At 43.5% G+C, this 18,062-nt stretch carries 17 protein-coding genes; 16 read left to right on the top strand and 1 reads right to left on the bottom strand.

What is annotated here, in order from left to right; all coding sequences use genetic code 11:
* From ACMXYN_RS07840 to ACMXYN_RS07880, 9 genes are all read left to right on the top strand, one after another.
* Entirely contained in the window at positions 1 to 621 is a 621-nt protein-coding gene (locus tag ACMXYN_RS07840; protein WP_415894261.1) for a MotA/TolQ/ExbB proton channel family protein, read from the top strand.
* Between the two features lie 14 nt (positions 622 to 635).
* Entirely contained in the window at positions 636 to 1,055 is a 420-nt protein-coding gene (locus tag ACMXYN_RS07845; protein WP_415894262.1) for an ExbD/TolR family protein, read from the top strand.
* The gene (gene lpxK, locus ACMXYN_RS07850; protein ID WP_415894263.1) at positions 1,052 to 2,065 is read left to right on the top strand and encodes a tetraacyldisaccharide 4'-kinase; all 1,014 of its coding nucleotides are present in this window, start codon (positions 1,052 to 1,054) and stop codon (positions 2,063 to 2,065) included. Before ACMXYN_RS07845 ends, lpxK begins: the two co-directional genes overlap by 4 nt.
* Positions 2,058 to 2,243 carry a Trm112 family protein gene (locus ACMXYN_RS07855; protein ID WP_415881398.1) on the top strand — a complete coding sequence of 62 codons (186 nt, stop codon included), beginning with the start codon at positions 2,058 to 2,060 and terminating at the stop codon, positions 2,241 to 2,243. The genes lpxK and ACMXYN_RS07855 overlap by 8 nt, the downstream gene beginning before the upstream one ends.
* A gap of 4 nt (positions 2,244 to 2,247) precedes the next feature.
* Positions 2,248 to 3,006 carry a 3-deoxy-manno-octulosonate cytidylyltransferase gene (gene kdsB / locus ACMXYN_RS07860; protein ID WP_415894264.1) on the top strand — a complete coding sequence of 253 codons (759 nt, stop codon included), beginning with the start codon at positions 2,248 to 2,250 and terminating at the stop codon, positions 3,004 to 3,006.
* A 329-nt stretch (positions 3,007 to 3,335) separates the two neighbouring features.
* Positions 3,336 to 4,148, top strand: a complete 813-nt coding sequence (locus tag ACMXYN_RS07865; protein WP_415894265.1) for an alpha/beta fold hydrolase — start codon at positions 3,336 to 3,338, stop codon at positions 4,146 to 4,148.
* A 218-nt stretch (positions 4,149 to 4,366) separates the two neighbouring features.
* The gene (locus tag ACMXYN_RS07870; protein ID WP_415894266.1) at positions 4,367 to 4,846 is read left to right on the top strand and encodes a low molecular weight protein-tyrosine-phosphatase; all 480 of its coding nucleotides are present in this window, start codon (positions 4,367 to 4,369) and stop codon (positions 4,844 to 4,846) included.
* Positions 4,846 to 5,868, top strand: coding sequence for a UDP-N-acetylmuramate dehydrogenase (gene murB, locus ACMXYN_RS07875; RefSeq protein WP_415894267.1), 1,023 nt, complete (start codon positions 4,846 to 4,848; stop codon positions 5,866 to 5,868). The genes ACMXYN_RS07870 and murB overlap by 1 nt, the downstream gene beginning before the upstream one ends.
* 399 nt (positions 5,869 to 6,267) lie before the next feature.
* Positions 6,268 to 8,160 (top strand): propionyl-CoA synthetase, encoded by a 1,893-nt coding sequence (locus ACMXYN_RS07880; protein ID WP_415894268.1) that lies wholly within the window; start codon positions 6,268 to 6,270, stop codon positions 8,158 to 8,160.
* An 83-nt stretch (positions 8,161 to 8,243) separates the two neighbouring features.
* Here ACMXYN_RS07880 and ACMXYN_RS07885 read toward each other — a convergent pair whose 3' ends face one another.
* Positions 8,244 to 9,095 (bottom strand): SDR family oxidoreductase, encoded by an 852-nt coding sequence (locus ACMXYN_RS07885; RefSeq protein WP_415894269.1) that lies wholly within the window; start codon positions 9,093 to 9,095, stop codon positions 8,244 to 8,246.
* Between the two features lie 238 nt (positions 9,096 to 9,333).
* On the opposite strand from ACMXYN_RS07885, the gene pqqA reads away from it, so the two are divergent.
* The 7 genes from pqqA to ACMXYN_RS07920 all read left to right on the top strand — a co-directional run bounded on the left by pqqA (position 9,334) and on the right by ACMXYN_RS07920 (position 17,409).
* Positions 9,334 to 9,405, top strand: a complete 72-nt coding sequence (gene pqqA / locus ACMXYN_RS07890; RefSeq protein WP_003243383.1) for a pyrroloquinoline quinone precursor peptide PqqA — start codon at positions 9,334 to 9,336, stop codon at positions 9,403 to 9,405.
* A 174-nt stretch (positions 9,406 to 9,579) separates the two neighbouring features.
* Entirely contained in the window at positions 9,580 to 10,500 is a 921-nt protein-coding gene (gene pqqB, locus ACMXYN_RS07895) for a pyrroloquinoline quinone biosynthesis protein PqqB (protein WP_415894270.1), read from the top strand.
* A gap of 32 nt (positions 10,501 to 10,532) precedes the next feature.
* Complete coding sequence (pqqC, locus tag ACMXYN_RS07900) at positions 10,533 to 11,300, top strand: pyrroloquinoline-quinone synthase PqqC (protein ID WP_415894271.1); 768 nt, start codon at positions 10,533 to 10,535, stop codon at positions 11,298 to 11,300.
* The gene (pqqD, locus tag ACMXYN_RS07905) at positions 11,293 to 11,574 is read left to right on the top strand and encodes a pyrroloquinoline quinone biosynthesis peptide chaperone PqqD (protein ID WP_415894272.1); all 282 of its coding nucleotides are present in this window, start codon (positions 11,293 to 11,295) and stop codon (positions 11,572 to 11,574) included. The genes pqqC and pqqD overlap by 8 nt, the downstream gene beginning before the upstream one ends.
* Positions 11,575 to 11,784: 210 nt before the next feature.
* Positions 11,785 to 12,963: a pyrroloquinoline quinone biosynthesis protein PqqE gene (pqqE, locus tag ACMXYN_RS07910; RefSeq protein ID WP_415894273.1), complete on the top strand. Its 1,179-nt coding sequence runs from the start codon at positions 11,785 to 11,787 to the stop codon at positions 12,961 to 12,963.
* Between the two features lie 11 nt (positions 12,964 to 12,974).
* Positions 12,975 to 14,849, top strand: a complete 1,875-nt coding sequence (locus ACMXYN_RS07915; protein ID WP_415894274.1) for a prolyl oligopeptidase family serine peptidase — start codon at positions 12,975 to 12,977, stop codon at positions 14,847 to 14,849.
* A 145-nt stretch (positions 14,850 to 14,994) separates the two neighbouring features.
* Positions 14,995 to 17,409, top strand: a complete 2,415-nt coding sequence (locus tag ACMXYN_RS07920) for a TonB-dependent receptor (protein ID WP_415894275.1) — start codon at positions 14,995 to 14,997, stop codon at positions 17,407 to 17,409.
* The last annotated feature ends 653 nt before the right edge of the window (positions 17,410 to 18,062 follow it).

Here is an 18,062-nt window from a genome sequence, read left to right on the forward strand (position 1 = left end):
GTGTTTGAGCTTTTACAATCTGGTGGTTGGATAATGATTCCAATCGTTATCTGCTCGGTTATAGCGTTAGCAATCTGTTTAGAGCGTTTTTGGACTTTGCGTGCAGATCGAGTGGCACCTCCAGGTCTATTGGCAGAAGTTTGGACCTTAATAAAGCAGCGCAATATCACGGCAGAAAGGCTAAAAGATTTAAAGCGTAGTAGTCCTCTAGGTCAGATTTTGGTGGCTGGTTTGAATAATGCCTCTCATGGTCGAGAAATCATGAAGGAGAGCATTCAAGAGGCTGCTGGTCAGGTCGTGCACGATTTAGAGCGTTTTCTAAACCCGCTTGGAACTATTGCTGCCATTACGCCTTTACTCGGATTGTTAGGTACGGTGATCGGTATGATTAAGGTTTTTACTGAGATCATGATCCACGGTACAGGTAATACCAGCCTTCTTGCTGGTGGTATCTCAGAAGCGCTTATTACTACAGCGGCAGGTTTAACGATCGCAATTCCTGCGCTTATATTTCATCGCTATTTTCAACGCCGAATTGATTCCTTAGTTATTACTATGGAGCAAGAAACGGTAAAACTTATTGAAGTGATGCACGGTGAGCGTGACATCGACGTCGAGTAGGTATAGGTAAGCGCATGAAATTCCCCCGCCAACGGGTTGAAGAGGTTAATGTCAATTTAACACCATTGATTGATGTGGTGTTTTTGCTATTAATCTTTTTTATGGTTTCGACTACCTTCACTAAAGAAACGCATCTTGATGTTGATCTACCAGAGGCTTCTGGCGAATCAGTCGTCAAAGAGATTGAAGTTCTAGAGATCTTGATTACTGATGAAGGGCATTACAGCGTAAATGGTAAGGCTCTAGTGAACACGCAGGCGAAGACGCTTCGGCGCGCTTTACAGGAGTTAGCGGGTGATGATCGCGAAATGCCATTGATTATCACTGCGGACGCTAAGACTCCGCACCAAGCTGTTGTCACTGCGATGAATGTTTCGGGACAGCTAGGGTTTAGCAAGTTGAGTATCACTACTCAGGAGCCTGATGCTCAATGAGTCGGTTAGAAGGGCGTTGGTATTCTGAAAAGCCAGCTCCTTGTGTTTTAAAGCCCTTTAGTTCCCTCTATAGATTTCTAGCTAAGAGAAAAAAGCACGCTGATTTGCAGCAGGCATGGGTGGCGCCTGTACCTGTTATTATTGTTGGTAACATCAGTGTAGGCGGAACAGGTAAGACTCCGCTAACGATAAGTTTGGTCGAGAGATTAAAGCGAGAAGGCTATAAGCCTGGCATCATAAGTCGCGGTTATAAGTCTAAGGCGACACAGTTCCCTTTTGATGTCACTAAGGCAGATTCATCAGAGTTGTCAGGTGATGAACCTTTTATGTTGGCTCAACGTTGCCAATGCCCCGTTATTATCGATCCTAACCGTCCTAGCGCCGCACAATACCTTCTAGATAATTACGAATGTGATCTCATTATTAGTGATGATGGATTGCAGCATTACCGATTAGATCGAGATATTGAAATTGTTGTTATTGATGGCGTGCGTGGCCTTGGGAATAGGGCGTTAATGCCTGCAGGGCCCCTAAGAGAGGAGCCTGAACGGCTTTGTAGTGTTGATCTTATTGTCAGTAATGGGCGCTTGCATAGTGCGATTGATGAAGCAGCAACAATAGAAGAGATGTTTCTTCTGCCTACAGCGTTAAAGAACTGCTTATCGGATGACGAGTTGTCATTGGAAGCATTAAGCGGCAAACAAGTTCATGCTGTTGCGGGGATTGGTAATCCTCAGCGTTTTTTTAATACGCTTGAGCGAGAACTCCAAGTGACAGTTATTCCTCATGCTAAGCCTGATCATTCGTTTTATACTGTTGATGATTTCCAGTTTGGTGATGACTACCCAGTGATCATGACAGAGAAGGATGCGGTAAAAGTTACTGAGTTCGCTCAGTCACACTGGTGGTATTTACAAATTAAAGCGCAGTTGCCAGAGAGTTTTTATACGCAACTGCTAGATAAATTAAAGATTGCTATAGCTAATAAAGGTAAAACACAAAATGGATAAGAAGTTGTTGGATATTCTGGTATGCCCAGTAGCCAAAACGCCTTTGGAATACAATGAGAGCACTAATGAGCTTTTCTCTAAAGCGAGTGGGTTAGCTTATCCAATTCGTGACGATATCCCTGTGTTGCTTGAAACTGAAGCGCGTGAGCTAACCGCAGAAGAGCGCGAGCAGGATTAAAGTTATGGGCTTTTCTGTCATTATACCGGCCCGCTATGCCTCGACTCGCTTTCCGGGTAAGCCGTTAGCTGATCTTAACGGAAAGCCAATGGTACAGCATGTTTACGAGCGTGCCTGCGAAAGTGAAGCGGATCGTGTTCTTATTGCCACAGACGACCAGCGAATTGCTGATGTGGCACAGTCATTTGGCGCTGAAGTTTGTATGACTGCATCAGACCATCCTTCTGGTACTGATCGCTTGCAACAGGTTGTTAGTGACTTAGGTTATTACGCTGATGATATTGTCGTAAATGTACAAGGTGATGAGCCGTTAGTGCCTGCTCGAATCATTAATCAGGTTGCGCATAACCTTCGTGCTGAACCTGAAGCTAGTATTGCTACGCTTAGCGAACCAATCACAGATATCGAAAGTTTGCTCAATCCTAATGTTGTTAAAGTGGTTAGTGATGTTCGGGGTATGGCGCTTTATTTTAGTCGTGCGCCAATTCCATGGCCTCGCAATAGTTTTGCGGAAGACGCGAACCGGAATGTGATGCCAGAAGGTTTTGCATGGCAGAGACATATCGGCATTTATGCATACCGTGTCAAACTGCTAAACGATTTTGTTAAGTGGCCTCCAGCGCCGATAGAAGAGACAGAGTGTCTTGAGCAACTTCGTGCAATGTGGAATGGTGCTCGAATTCATGTGGCGGAAGCTGATGAGCAGCCGCCAGCGGGTGTAGATACACCAGAAGATCTGGAACGACTTCGTCGATTATTTTAATTTTTTATCAGACGTTACAGCCAAGTATGGGATGAAGCCTCTTCGTACTTGGCTGTTCTTTCTCCATATAAATCCTTCCAACCTTTTGAGGCGTATTGTTCGCTTTCTCAGCGTTAACGCTTCTATATTTCCTGCAACTTTACAGCTCTTTTATCATTCTTCTAAACCCAAGCTCTCAAGTGATTCTTTATAGATCGAATTCATAAATACCCGTATTATGAATCGCATTAATGTAAGTGATAATCATTAGTGTCTGCTGATTTAGGTTTCATCAATATTGATATTGCAGACACTAAAGTGAAAAGTTTTTCATGCTTTAGGAGAGTCACATGTATAAGAAGTTAGTCATGGCATCGATTGCCTGTTTATCAGTAGCGGGATGTTCGATGGGTAAGGTTTCTGAAGAACCTAAGCCGACGTTGGTGTTTGTGCATGGCGCGCATCTGACAGGAGAGTCTTGGGCAAAAGTAATTGAGCCGCTTAAAAGCGAGGGTTATAAAACATTAGCTGTAGATCTGCCTGGGCGAAATGACAGTCAAGATCCGAAAGAGGTCACTTTATCAGTATCGTCAAAGGCTTTGTGCCAGGCTATGAGTGAGGTGAAAGGCTCTGTTTCTTTGGTTGCTCATAGCCAAGGAGGCGCGGTTGTGAATCATGCGCTATCTCTCTGTGGTACAAATCAGATCCAATCTGTTGCTTATATAGCCGCAGTAGCGCCATTAAAAGGGGAAAAGCCTTTTGGATTATTGAGCAAAGAAGACGATGAGAATTACTTTAGCGCTGTAGAGTACGATAAAAAGTCGGGCTGGCTGAAGATAAAAGACCCTCAAGCTTTTGCTGGGGTGTTTACGTTTTCTAACTCTTACTCAGTTAAGGAAGAGGTGTTAGCTTTAGCGGTTAATGAGCCTGCAGCTATCGCGGATGGTACAGTTGAATATGCTAATAAGGCTTTTTCAAAATTGAAAAAGTTATATGTGTATACCGAGCATGACAAAATTATATCTCTTTCTTCTCAGCAAAAAATCGGCGCTAGTATTAAACCTGATGCTGAGGTGGTCATGGAAACGGGGCATCTGCCTATGCTAACTAAGCCTGAGAGTTTGGCAAAAGTTATAGATGGCTTTGTTTCAAATAATAGGTAGTTTTTATTAAACTCATCTGCCGCGCAGGTATCTCCAGTCTGCGCGGCTTTAATTTGTTGCTTGTGTATCGCAGCCTGCCCAATACGCAGTTTGCCAGTCATAATTCCACTTTCTCTGGACTTCTCAGTCACTTCTTTGCTTTAACTATTTTGGAATAATGGGATAATTGCTAAAAATTAAGCCCTTAAATAATGAGTTGGTGGGAGTTGGTTAGGCCGATGGATAAAAAAGTCTCCGTTTTGTTTGTGTGTTTGGGGAATATTTGTCGCTCACCAACCGCGCATGGCGTTTTTCAGGCAAAAGTTTTAGAGCAGGGTTTGGCTGGTGATATTCAGATCGATTCGGCCGGTACTGCGGCTTATCACGTAGGTAATCCACCTGATTCTCGCTCTGCAAAAGCAGCTAAACGACGCGGCTATGACTTGAGCTCTTTAAGAGCTCGTCAGGCGGTTACCGCTGATTTCACTCAGTTTGATTACATTCTTGCTATGGACACTCAAAACTTGCGTGATCTGCAAGCTATATCTCCCGTTAACTATCAAGGAAAACTGTGCTTATTTTTGGATTATGCAGGCATGAGCTCTGCTGATGTTCCAGATCCTTACTATGATGGTGAAGCTGGTTTCGAGCATGTTCTGGATCTTGTGGAATCAGCATCAGACGGTCTACTACAGCATATAAAGAAGGAATTAAATTGATGGTTTGGCAGAAAGAGGCTGACCTTACGGCGCATAATAGTTTTGGCTTCAAAGTTATTGCTGAGCATTACACGCAAGTCCAAACCGTTGAAGAATTAGAATCTGCGTTAGGTGACGTTGAAGCTAATAACTGGCCTCTATTGGTTTTAGGTGGTGGCAGTAATCTAGTGTTACGTGATCGAATTCCTGGTGCAGTTATCTCTGTTGGAATAACAGGGGTGAAGGTGCTGGCTGATGATGGTGATCAAGCAATAGTCGAAGTCGGTGCTGGTGAAAACTGGCATTCATTTATTGGTCGTCTATTAGAGATGGGCCTGCATGGCCTGGAAAACTTAGCGCTCATACCTGGTTCAGTTGGTGCGGCACCTGTGCAAAATATTGGTGCTTACGGGGTTGAGTTAAAAGAATGTTTCCACAGCCTGACGGCTTATGATCGCAAGAATAAAGAGCTGGTTCAGATTAATCGTGAAGAATGTCAGTTTGGATATAGGGACAGTATCTTTAAATCCGCAGAACATGGTCGTTATATTATCTGGAGTGTTAGGTTTTCTTTAACCAGTACTTTTACTCCGCAACTAGCATACCGTGGTTTAGCTGATGTTCTTGGTGCTAAGGGTATTGATCAGCCAACAGCCTTAGATGTGTACACTGCCGTTTGCGATATTCGCAGCTCTAAGCTTCCAGTACCTTCGGTGATAGGTAATGCCGGTAGTTTCTTTGAAAATCCTGTGATCCCTAATGCGCAATTCGATACGTTAAAGGCTAAGTTCTCAAATATTGTTGGGTACCCAGAGGGAGCTGAACATCATAAAGTTGCTGCAGGCTGGCTGATTGATCAGTTGGGCTGGAAGGGGCATAAAGGCGATGGCGTTGGTGTATACGATAAACAAGCGCTTGTGTTGGTCAACCTAGGGGAGGGTGATGCCCATCGTTTGCTAAGCTTAGCATCGGATATAAAAGCATCAGTAAAGCAGCAGTATGGTATAGATCTGCATATAGAGCCTCGAATATATCCTTGTTAGTTTGAGTATTCTTGATTGTCTAAAAAGGCGACCCATTGGGTCGCCTTTTTATTTGCATGTCTTTAGCTTTAGGTTGCAGATATGTATGGGGTCATTATTCTTTAGTTTTAGTGCCAAATAATAAGATTGTCGACAATCTGGCTTGTTTGCCGCGTATTTACTGATTTCTTTAAGTTTTTATCGATCTGGATTGTGCTTATAAATAGGCGTATCAGCCTTTTGTATTAGATTAAACAGAGATATTCTCAGTTAAAGTGTGTCTACACATTCGAGAAAGTGTCTACAATAAATAGTGTTTCGACAAATAATTCCTCGTAGAAGGAAGCTAATAACAAGAAACCATAAAAATCGCTTTCAGTGTCTACAATTCGTTAACTTATGGGAAAGAGGCCAGAGTGCATGACTTATAGAGCAGAATATTCTAAGTCTATTGAGGCGCCAGAAGAGTTTTGGAAAGAAAAGGCGCAAGATCTGAAATGGTTTAAAGCACCTGAAAAGATTCTATCGAAAGATGAGAACGGTATTGATCGTTGGTTTGCTGATGGCGAGATGAATACTGCCTATCTTGCATTGGATTACCATGTGGAAAATGGTCGTGCTGATACTACAGCGATCATCTACGATTCCCCGGTTACAGGTCAGAAACGTAAAATTAGTTACCTAGAGCTAAGAGATGAGGTGGCTAAATTTGCAGGTGTTCTTAAATCTCAAGGCGTTGAAAAGGGCGATCGTGTAGTTATTTACATGCCGATGATCCCTGAAGCGGTTGTTGCAATGCTTGCAGTGGCGCGTTTAGGTGCCATTCATTCTGTTGTATTTGGTGGTTTCGCACCTCAAGAGCTGGCTGTTCGTATTGATGATGCAGAGCCTAAAGTGATTGTTTCTGCTTCTTGCGGTATTGAGATCGCTAAAGTGATTGAATATAAGCCAATGCTTGATCAGGCTATTGAAAAATCAGCTCACAAACCTGATGCATGTGTCATTCTTCAGCGTCCGCAGGTTGAGGCGTCTCTAGTAGAGGGGCGTGATCTTGATTGGAATGAAGCGATGGCGTCTGCAGAACCTGCTGAGTGCGTACCAGTAAAAGGTACTGATCCGCTTTATATTCTTTATACCTCGGGCACTACAGGTAAGCCTAAAGGTGTTGTTCGTGATAATGGCGGTCATGCCGTTGCCATGAAGTATTCGATGAAAGCTATCTACAACGTAGAAGCTGGAGATGTATTCTGGGCTGCTTCCGATGTTGGCTGGGTAGTAGGTCACTCTTATATTGTTTATGGACCTCTACTGGCTGGTTGCTCAACGATTGTTTACGAAGGTAAGCCTGTACGCACACCTGATGCTGGTGCATTCTGGCGTGTATGTGAAGAGTACAAAGCTAAAGTACTTTTCTCAGCTCCAACTGCATTCCGTGCAATTAAGAAAGAAGATCCTGAAGGTGAGCTGGTTAAAAACTACGACCTTTCAAATCTACAGTCAGTATTTATGGCGGGTGAGCGTCTTGATCCTCCGACTTATCACTGGACTATGGAAACGACAGGTAAGCCAGTTATCGATCATTGGTGGCAGACTGAAACCGGTTGGGCTATCTGTGGCAATATGACAGGTATTGAAACGCTGCCGCCAAAAGCGGGCTCTGCAACAGTGCCAATCTCTGGTTTTAATGTGCAGATCCTCGATGCTGAAGGTAATGAGCTTCCAGCGGGTGAGCAGGGCTCTATTGCTGTGAAACTTCCTTTGCCACCGAGCTGTTTCCCAACTGTTTGGGGTGACTTTGAGCGTTATCGTTCAAGCTATCTATCTGATTACCCGGGTTACTACTGTTCTGGCGATGGCGGGTACAAAGATGAAGATGGTTATGTTTTCATCATGGGGCGTACAGATGACGTAATTAACGTTGCGGGTCATCGTCTGTCTACCGGTGAAATGGAAGAGATTGTTGCGGGACATCAGGCCGTAGCCGAATGCGCTGTCATTGGTGTAAATGACCCACTAAAAGGTCAGCAGCCAATTGGCTTTGTGTTGCTTAAAAACGGCGTAGAAATTGACGAAGGGGATCTTGAAGCAGAGTTGGTTGCGCTGGTACGTAAAGAGATTGGCGCTGTGGCTTGCTTTAAGCGTGCAGTAGTCGTTGATCGTTTGCCAAAAACCCGTTCTGGTAAGATTTTACGTAAATTGATGCGTCAAATTTCTGCTGGTGAAGACTATGCTGTTCCATCAACGATCGATGATCCGACAAGTTTGTCAGTCATGGAAGAAGTTATGGAAAGAAATGGTTTGGTTGGTATCTAAACTGAATCAGATAACAGTAGAATCTAAAAAAGCCGTCTGATAATCAGACGGCTTTTTTGTTGTTAGGGTGATGGTCTCTAGGATTATTGTTTGGTTTCTGACTTAGAGACTATGTTGAGAATCCAGTCTAGAGCGCAGGTTGGTAGCAAGCGCTTAAGAATGCCAAAGAGCCATGTGGGTGTAGTTACATAATAGCGAGGTCGTGGCTTTAAGCTGGTTAATGCGTGATAAAGTGCTTTGTATACGGCTTCAGGCCCCAGAGTGAAAGGGTCCTTGCTGTAATCGTTATTAGCTTTTGCAAGTCGAGCTTCCACCGCATTATAGGTATCTCTATGGAAGCTGTTTTCTCTGTCTATGTTTTTCTTGAAAGCAGAGAATGCATTCGCACGGAATTGGCTTTCAATTGGGCCGGGTTCGATCAAGCTTATATGAATGTTACTACCATCTAATTCCTGTCTTAGCGTGTCGGTCAAGCCTTCTAATGCAAATTTAGAGGCATTGTATGCGCCTCGATATTGCATTGTGATAATGCCCAGTACCGAGCTATTTTGAATTATGCGTCCATGGTTTTGCTTGCGCATAATTTTGAGTACTTTGCAGGTTAGCTCGTGCGTACCAAATAAGTTGGTCTCGAATTGCTCGCGTAAGGTGTCTCTGCTCAAGTCTTCAACTGCACCTGGTTGGCCATAAGCACCATTATTAAAAAGGGCGTCCAGTTTTCCATCTGTTTGACTTAGAACCCATTCAAGTGCTTCGTCGATAGAATTGCTGTCATTTAGGTCTAACTTTATGCTTCTCAGTCCCTCTGCAGTTAAGCGTTCGACATCTTCTTGTTTACGGGCTGTTGCAAAGACTTTGAAGTCGGCATCGTGTAGCTCTTTGGCGCAGTAGTATCCAATACCAGATGAGCAGCCAGTAATGAGTATGGAATGCATAGATGACTCTTAGGAAGTAGTTAAAGTTGGAAATTAATCTTAACTTGGTTTTAGGCTTAGCTTTATGATTTTTAATGGTTTTTTATATTAATGGTGAATTTTGCCTGAAAAATACATTTTATCAGCTAACCTAAATAAGGTCGGAATTAATTCCAAAGTACCATACATGTCAAAGCGTGACCTACCTATTATCTGACTGTACATACCTTTCAATAACAAAAAACAGAGGAAAAGCATTATGTGGACTAAGCCTGCTTACACTGATTTGCGTATCGGTTTTGAAGTTACTATGTACTTCGCAAACCGTTAATAGCAAAGCTGTTACGTATTTTTAAATTACCCCGGCTATATGTCGGGGTAATTTATCTTGGAAGGACCCAAATCCCGTTCGAGGATTTTTCAAAGCAACTTTTCTTATGCGATCCTGCCTTTTTCCTGATATTTTACTGCAGGATGTCGACGGTTAATAAGTAGAAGAATAACAATGAAAGTACAAGTATTAGGCTCTGCCGCTGGTGGCGGTTTCCCTCAGTGGAACTGTAACTGCAAAAACTGCACAGGTGTTCGTGCAGGCACAATTAATGCAAAACCACGCACTCAATCTTCAATCACTGTAAGTGCGGATGGTGAAAACTGGATTCTTTTCAACACATCTCCAGATATTCGTGAGCAGCTAGCTAACTTTGGTCCTATGCAGCCTAACCGCTCAATTCGTGATACGGGTATCTCTGCGATCGTATATATGGATAGCCAAATTGACCACACGACAGGTTTATTAATGTTGCGTGAGGGTTGTCCGCATAACATTTGGTGTACAGAGATGGTTGAGCAGGACCTGACTACAGGTTTCCCTGTTTTTAATATGCTTAAGCATTGGAATGGCGGTAATAACATCAACCGCATCCCAATCGGTGAAAATGACAATACTTTTGTCATTCCTCAAGTGCCTGAGCTTAAGCTTACTGCTGTGCCGCTACTAAGTAGTGCGCCTCCTTATTCTCCTCACAGAGATGACCCGCACCCAGGTGATAATATCGGTATTCAAATCGAAGACACGCGTACGGGTAAAAAATTGTTCTATGCGCCTGGTCTTGGTCAGATCGAGCCTCATTTGCGCGCTTATATGGAATCTGCAGATGTATTGTTGGTTGACGGTACTATTTGGCAGGAAGATGAGCTTATCGTTACCGGTGTAGGTGATAAGTTGGGTGTTGCAATGGGTCATCTGCCTCAGTCTGGTGAGGGTGGCATGATTGAGTATCTAGATACGTTGGATAACCCGCGTAAGATTCTCATCCACATCAATAATACCAACCCGATCTTAGATGAAGATTCTCCTGAGCGTGCTGAAGTTGAATCTCATGATATCGAAATTTCTTATGACGGAATGTCGATCGAGCTTTAATTTCGGGAAGTGTGTAGAGGTTAATATAAAAAATGAGTAGTACAGAAGATAAACAGCCTTTAACGCGTGATGAATTTGAAAAAGCTTTAAGGGCTAAAGGTGATTTCTACCATACGCAGCATCCTTACCATATTGCTATGTATGAAGGTAAATCCACGCCTGAGCAAATTCGTGGTTGGGTAGCTAACCGTTTTTATTATCAGATTAGCATTCCTGTAAAAGATGCCGCGATTATGGCTAACTGCCCAGATCGTGAAGTGCGCCGTCACTGGGTGCAGCGCGTGCTTGATCATGATGGTTTTGAGGGCGCTGAGGGCGGTATTGAGGCTTGGTTGCGATTAGGTGAAGCTGTAGGTATGACCCGTGAAGAGATTATATCTGGTGAACATGTTCTACCGGGTGTTCGTTTTGCGGTGGATGCATATATTAACTTTGCACGTCGTGCGACTTGGCAAGAAGCTGCAAGTTCCTCTCTAACCGAGTTATTTGCGCCAACGATTCATCAGAATCGCCTAGATACCTGGCCTGACCATTACCCATGGATCAATGAAGATGGTTACCAATACTTCCGTAACCGTCTAACTGAGGCGCGTCGTGATGTAGTTCATGGTCTTGAGATTACGCTTGATCATTATACAACGCGTGAGCAGCAGGATCGTATGCTAGAGATTTTGCAGTTCAAACTTGATGTTCTGTGGACCATGCTGGATGCCATGACTATGGCCTATGAGTATGAACGTGCACCTTATCACACAGTAACTGATCAGAAGGTTTATCACCGAGGATTGTTTAATGACTGATGCGGTAGCTTTTGTGGCATCGGATGTTCCTGTGCTGAACAATATGTTTCGCTTTCAGTGGGAGAAGGCTCAGGATTGTTATGTCCTGCTTTATCCTGAAGGTATGATTCAGTTAAATGGACCTGCTGGTGAAATAATGGCGCTGGTTGATGGTGAGCGTGACGCTGCGAAAATTATCGCAGAATTGGAAGCGAAGTTTTCTGATGCTGGCGATCTTTCTGGCGATGTTCTTGAGTTTCTGACTGAAGCGAAAAAGCAAGGCTGGTTAGCTTAAAGATCTACCTGCCCCCTTGGTATGCAGGGGGGGCGGGACCCTTTCTCATTTTATTCCTACATATCTTTTACTTACCTGTTATAGGTCATCTTTTTTGTGCGTTTATTTGGTGCTTTGGTAGTAGTTCATTGCTACCATTTAGGTCTGCACAAACTAGCTGTCGAGAGTGATGATAGCTATAGTTGATAATAATAATTTGTGAAAGATTTTATGACTTCTTCCTCTTGTAATGGCTCGCCTTCACGTCCAAATATTGGTCATCCTGTAGAAAAAACTCACGGTCGTCCTTTGTGGTTGTTAGCAGAGCTAACTTATAAATGCCCGCTGCAGTGTCCGTATTGTTCTAATCCTCTGGATTTTGCTGATTTTGGTGGTGAATTAACAACTCAGCAATGGTTGGATGTATTTCAGCAGGGAAGGGAGTTGGGAGCAGTTCAACTTGGTTTTTCAGGTGGTGAGCCTTTAGTGCGTCAGGACCTTATTGAGTTGATCGGCGGTGCTCATGAAATGGGTTATTACACCAACTTGATTACATCAGGTGTGGGCCTTAATGAGCGTAAGATGGCTGAATTCCATAAAGCTGGCTTGGATCATATCCAAGTTAGTTTTCAGGCTAGCGATGAATCTGTAAATAATATGGTCGCTGGTTCTCAAAAAGCATTCCAGCAAAAGCTTAAGATGGCTAGAGAAGTTAAGGCGCAGGGTTATCCTATGGTGCTTAACTTCGTGACCCATCGTCATAATATTGATCGTATCGATAAAATTATTGAGCTATGTGTAGAGCTTGAAGCTGATTATGTTGAGCTTGCTACCTGCCAATACTACGGTTGGGCTTTCGAGAATGTGGAGCAATTGCTGCCAACTCAAGAGCAGCTCGAGCGAGCTGAGCGTATTACTAATGAGTACCGTGAAAAATTAGCAGCTCAAGGTAATCCTATTAAGTTAATTTTTGTGACGCCAGATTATTATGAAGAGCGCCCTAAGGGTTGTATGAATGGTTGGGGGCAGGTTTTCCTAACCGTTACACCGGATGGTAAGGCTTTGCCTTGTCATAGTGCGCGAATGCTGCCACTAGATTTCCCAAATGTTAAAGAGATGACTTTACAGCAGATTTGGGATGATAGCCCGGGCTTTAATTATTTCCGTGGCGACGACTGGATGAAAGAGCCGTGTCGTAGTTGCGATGAAAAAGATAAAGATTTTGGTGGCTGCCATTGTCAGGCCTATATGCTGACAGGCGATATGCATAATGCTGATCCTGTTTGTTCTAAGTCTGAGCATCACCATAAGATTGTTGAGGCTAGGCAAAATGCTGAGAAAGTCATCAATAATCCTGATGATTTTGTCTATCGGAATGATCGTAACTCTCGGGTGTTTGCCAAAGGTTAGTCTTAATCACCATGCCGAATTCAAATTCACCGGGTTTTTGGTCTTCATCTCTATCAGAAGCTGATGCTATTAGTGCTGGTGTTGAATATAGTCAGTTGCAGCTAAGTCAGACTGGTGACCTTTATTGGGTTGAGCAGCGACCGAATGAGGGTGGTCGTTGCTGCATATGTTTTGAGTTAGAGTCTCAGCCGGGGGTTCATCGTGAGATAACTCCACCTGACTATAGTGTCCAAAGCAAGGTCTATGAGTATGGTGGCCGAGGTTGGTGTTTGCTTGATGATGCGTTGGTGTTTGTTAACGCCAGTGATCAGCAAGTTTACAGGCAGGGTCTGAGCGGAGCTTGTGATGTTATCCAGGTAACCAGTCAGTCTAATACGCGGTATATCGAGCCTATATGGGATAAAAGCCGTAATCGCTTGATTGCAGTTGAAGAGATTCATGCTGATGCTGGTGTTATAAATCGAATTGTTGCGATCAGTTTGTCTGATGGCTCGGTAGAGGTTTTGGTCGAGGGTGCAGATTTTTATAGCTACCCTGTGATTAATCCGCAGGGATCTGTGCTTGCATTTGTTAGCTGGAATCATCCGCATCAGCCGTGGACTTCAACTCTTTTTTCTTATCTTGATCTAACGTCTTCAGAGCTCGATGGGCCTACCCCTATTGCAGGTCATAATTCTGAGGAGGCGCTTTCTCAGCCTTATTTTTCAGAAGGTGGGGAGTTGTATGTCGTTACTGATCGCTCTGGTTGGTGGAATATCTACAGATGCGATTTAGATAATCACGACTTGGTGTCTGTCGAGAAAGAGTCGTGCGATATAATTTCTGCACCCTGGCAATCGGGCCTAACGCATTATGCTGAAATTGCGTCAAAAATTGTATCCATTCATCATAAGCATGAAGGGGCTGAGGTCATGCTGGAGGGTGTCTCTTTAGTACCTGAGTTTAATTACTTTAAGTCATTAGTTGCTGCTGGTGATTGGGTTTGTGTGGTGGCGGCAGCCAAGGACCGACTTGTTTCAGTTGTTAAGGTTAATACTGTAACTGGTCAAGTTAGAGTTGTTACAGGTGGGGCTTCGCCGTTACTTAGGGAGGATTGCTCCTTAGCGAAGCCTATGAGTTTCTCTGAAACGAGTTCTACATGTTATGGCTATTTTTATTCTCCAGCTAATAGTCAATTTTCAAATGGTGATGGGCGAACTCCTCTAGTTGTGTTTCTTCATGGCGGGCCGACAGCTGCTACTTATCCTGTTTTGAATATGAAAATCCAATATTGGACCCAACGAGGATTTTCGGTGTTGGATTTGAACTATCGAGGTAGTAGCAACTATGGACGAGCTTATCGTAATAGCCTTCAGCATCAATGGGGTGTTGTAGAGGTTGAAGATATTAAGTCAGCAATAGATGAGTTGGTTGAACTGGGCTTTGTTGATAAAGGTGCGGTTTTTGTTCGTGGTAATAGTTCGGGTGGTTTTTCGGCGCTGAGTGCGGTTTATCGGCTCGATTGTTTTGCGGCAGCTGCGAGCTTATATGGAGTCACAGATCCACTTGTTCTTGATGGTTGTACTCATAAATTTGAATCAAACTATCTTCATTGGCTAATTGGCGATCCTGTTGCTGAAAAGTCCGTTTATCGCGATCGTGCTCCTCTAGATAATGTTGATCAAATTAATTGTCCTGTGATTTTCTTTCAAGGCGAGAAGGATAGGGTTGTGTTGCCTGAGCAGACTCGTGAAATGGAAAGGGCATTAAAAGAAAGGGGCGTAAGGGTTGAGGCTTATTATTTTTCTGAAGAGGCTCATGGATTTAGGGTTTCTGATACTGCTGAGGTGGTGTTGAGAGAAGAGTTGAGATTTTATCAAGCTGAAATTCCGGTGCGTTTGGGATAAAGCGAAATTATTTCGGGAAGAGTGCCCTCCTTAAGTACTACATATTTATTAAGCTTCTTTTGTCATGGTGCATTAAAGTGTTTATGACAAGTTTATGAAAAAATATGGGCAATAAGTAAAACTATATTTACAGGACCCATAGATAATGAGCTTGCAAAAGAAGTACTGGCTGCCTTTATTGGCAACAGCTGCATGTAGTGCAGCTGTATACGCAGATGAGACTACCCAATTAGATGGTGTTACCGTTATTGGTAATACACCAATTTACGGTGTAGGTATTGAGAAAAATCGTATCGCTGCAGCTGTTCAGTCTGCTAATAGTGAAGATCTAGAACGTTCACAGTCATTAAATATTGCAGAGCACCTGCGCTATAACTTTAGCAGTGTGACAATCAATGAAGCGGTAAACAATCCGTTCCAGCCTGATGTTCAGTATCGTGGCTTTACAGCGTCTCCGTTGCTTGGTTTGCCTCAAGGTCTATCTGTTTACGTTAACGGCATCCGTTTCAATGAGCCGTTTGGTGATACTGTAAACTGGGATCTTATTCCTGAAGGTGCAATCCAATCTGTAAATCTTTTCGCAGGTTCTAACCCAGTATTTGGTCAAAATACTCTGGGTGGTGCTCTATCCATTAAGACCAAAAATGGTTTTGATAATGAAGGCAATCAGATTGAGGCTTCAATTGGCAATGATGGTCGATTGAATGTTGAGTTGCAGTCTGGTGGTAATGATGGTGAGTTCGGTTATTTTGTAATCGGTAATTACTACGAAGAAGATGGCTGGCGTGATCATTCTCCTACAGAGGTTCAGCAGGCTTTATCTACATTGACTTGGCGTGGTGAGCACGGTAATAACATCGAGCTAACAGCTGCGATCAATAATAACGAGATGATTGGTAACGGTGCTGCACCAATTGGTTTGCTTGAAGCGGAAGGTCGTGAAAGTATTTTTACCCAGCCTGACCAAACTGAAACAAATCTTGCGTTGTTGACCTTGAGCGGTGATACGTGGATCGATGATAATACACAGCTTGCAGGTAATGTTTTCTATCGTCGTAACAAAGTGAAAACTTTGAACGGTGATGATAGTGATTACGCAGCATGTTTGGTTGATGCAGCGAATGAAGTTGTTGCTGGTTATGAAGAAGGCGATGCGCTAGGTGGTAATAAGATTTCCCTTTGTGAGTTTGAGGGTGATGAAGATGCGCCAGCTCTTGCTGACTTTGAGGCTGTAGAGTTCCGTGGTGCGGACGACGATGATTCTCTTACTGATGTAGATGCGGCTTTGGCTGCTGAAATTCAGGATGAAGATGAAGTATTCGATGGTACCTTGAATACATCTGAAACTAAGATGGAAAGCTTTGGTCTTGGTTCACAGGTAACTTTCTTAGATGACTTCAATGGTAAAGAGAACCAGCTAACTGTTGGTGCTAGTATCGATTACTCTGAAATTGATTTTCAATCTGATACTCAGTTTGCACGTCTTCGTAACGAAGATGGAGAAGATCGTGGTGTAACAGGTATTGGTGTTTTTGATAATGAGTCTAGCGTACGTCTTGAGACAGATGTTACTAACTTTGGCTTGTTTGTAACTGATACTCTGGCTCTTAACGAGAAGCTAGATCTAACTATGTCTGCTCGTTATAACTACACAAATATCGATATGGTTGGTATCGGTGAAGAAAACTTAGACTTGACTGGTAATCATTCCTTTAAGCGTCTGAATCCAGCTGTGGGCCTTGCGTATCAAGCTAATGATCATATGAGCTACTATGGTAGCTACAGTGAATCTTCTCGAGCGCCAACGCCTGCAGAATTGAGCTGTGCGGATCCAGAAGATCCATGTAAGCTGCCTAATGGCTTCGTATCTGATCCACCGCTAGAGCAAGTTGTTGCTAAATCTTTTGAGGTTGGTGTTCGTGGCAATAATTCTGGTTATGGTTGGTCTGCTGGTGCGTTCCACACTACTAACCACGACGATATTATCTTCCAGAATGCGGGCACGCTTGCTTCTGAAGGTTATTTTGCCAATGTTGGCGAGACTCGTCGTATGGGTATTGAGCTTGCAGCGAACAAGCGTTACGACAATGTCGCAGTAGGTGTTTCTTACACTTGGATGGATGCTACTTTCCAGACTCCATTTAATTCTGTAAGTAACAACAATCCATTGGGTGATACTCGTTCTGTAGAGAAGGGTGATGAGATTCCAGGTTTGCCTGAGCATACTTTGAAAATCGTTGCTGATTGGGCTGTAACGCCTAAGTTTGATCTAGGTGCTGAAGTTAACTACCAGAGCAGCCAGTTCTACCGTGGTGATGAGGCGAACGAGAACGAGAAAGTTGATTCATTCACTGTAGTTAATCTTCGTGGTCAGTATAAGTTGACTAACAGTGTTGAGCTGTTTGGTCGAATCGACAACGTATTTGATAAAGATTACGAAACGTTTGGTGTTTATGGTGAGGCTGAAGAAGTGCTAGAAGATCAAGGTATTGAAGATCATCGCTTTGTAGGTCCTGGTAAGCCGCGTTCAGGTGTTATCGGAATTCGTGCTCGATTCTAATGGGTTTGGCTGGATGGGCTTAATGCACGCCTAATTGAAAGCCGTTTATGACTAAAGCGCTGGTAGATTTGCCAGCGCTTTTTTTTATGTGGAAATTAAGTGCGCGTGACGCGTTGTTTGTATGGGTGCTTAAAAATAAATGGGAGAAATAACAAAATTCTGTTGTGTTCATCTGGATATAACACAAACTTGTCTAGCCTCTAGCCTCTAGCCTCTAGCCTCTAGCCTCTAGCCTCTAGCCTCTAGCCTCTAGCCTCTAGCCTCTAGCCTCTAGCCTCTAGCCTCTAGCCTCTAGCCTCTAGCCTCTAGCCTCTAGCCTCTAGCCTCTAGCCTCTAGCCTCTAGCCTCTAGCCTCTAGCCTCTAGCCTCTAGCCTCTAGCCTCTAGCCTCTAGCCTCTAGCCTCTAGCCTCTAGCCTCTAGCCTCTAGCCTCTGCTTTTGGGAGTCTTGTATAAATAGGCGTCACTTATGGTCTGCGCCTAAAGTATTAGATGATTTCATTCTGTTGCAGAGCAGCAAATTTAAGGAGGTTAAAGGATAATGATTTTATTCAAGAGCAGCTTATGTTCTTACATCCACTCTCTGGCTTTGAGTTTCTATCTAAGAGCTCTAACCGTCGTACTTCGCCTGCTTAGTTAGCAGGCTTTTTTTTGT

This window comes from Neptuniibacter sp. PT8_73 (assembly GCF_047778045.1).
Classification (GTDB): domain Bacteria; phylum Pseudomonadota; class Gammaproteobacteria; order Pseudomonadales; family Balneatricaceae; genus Neptuniibacter.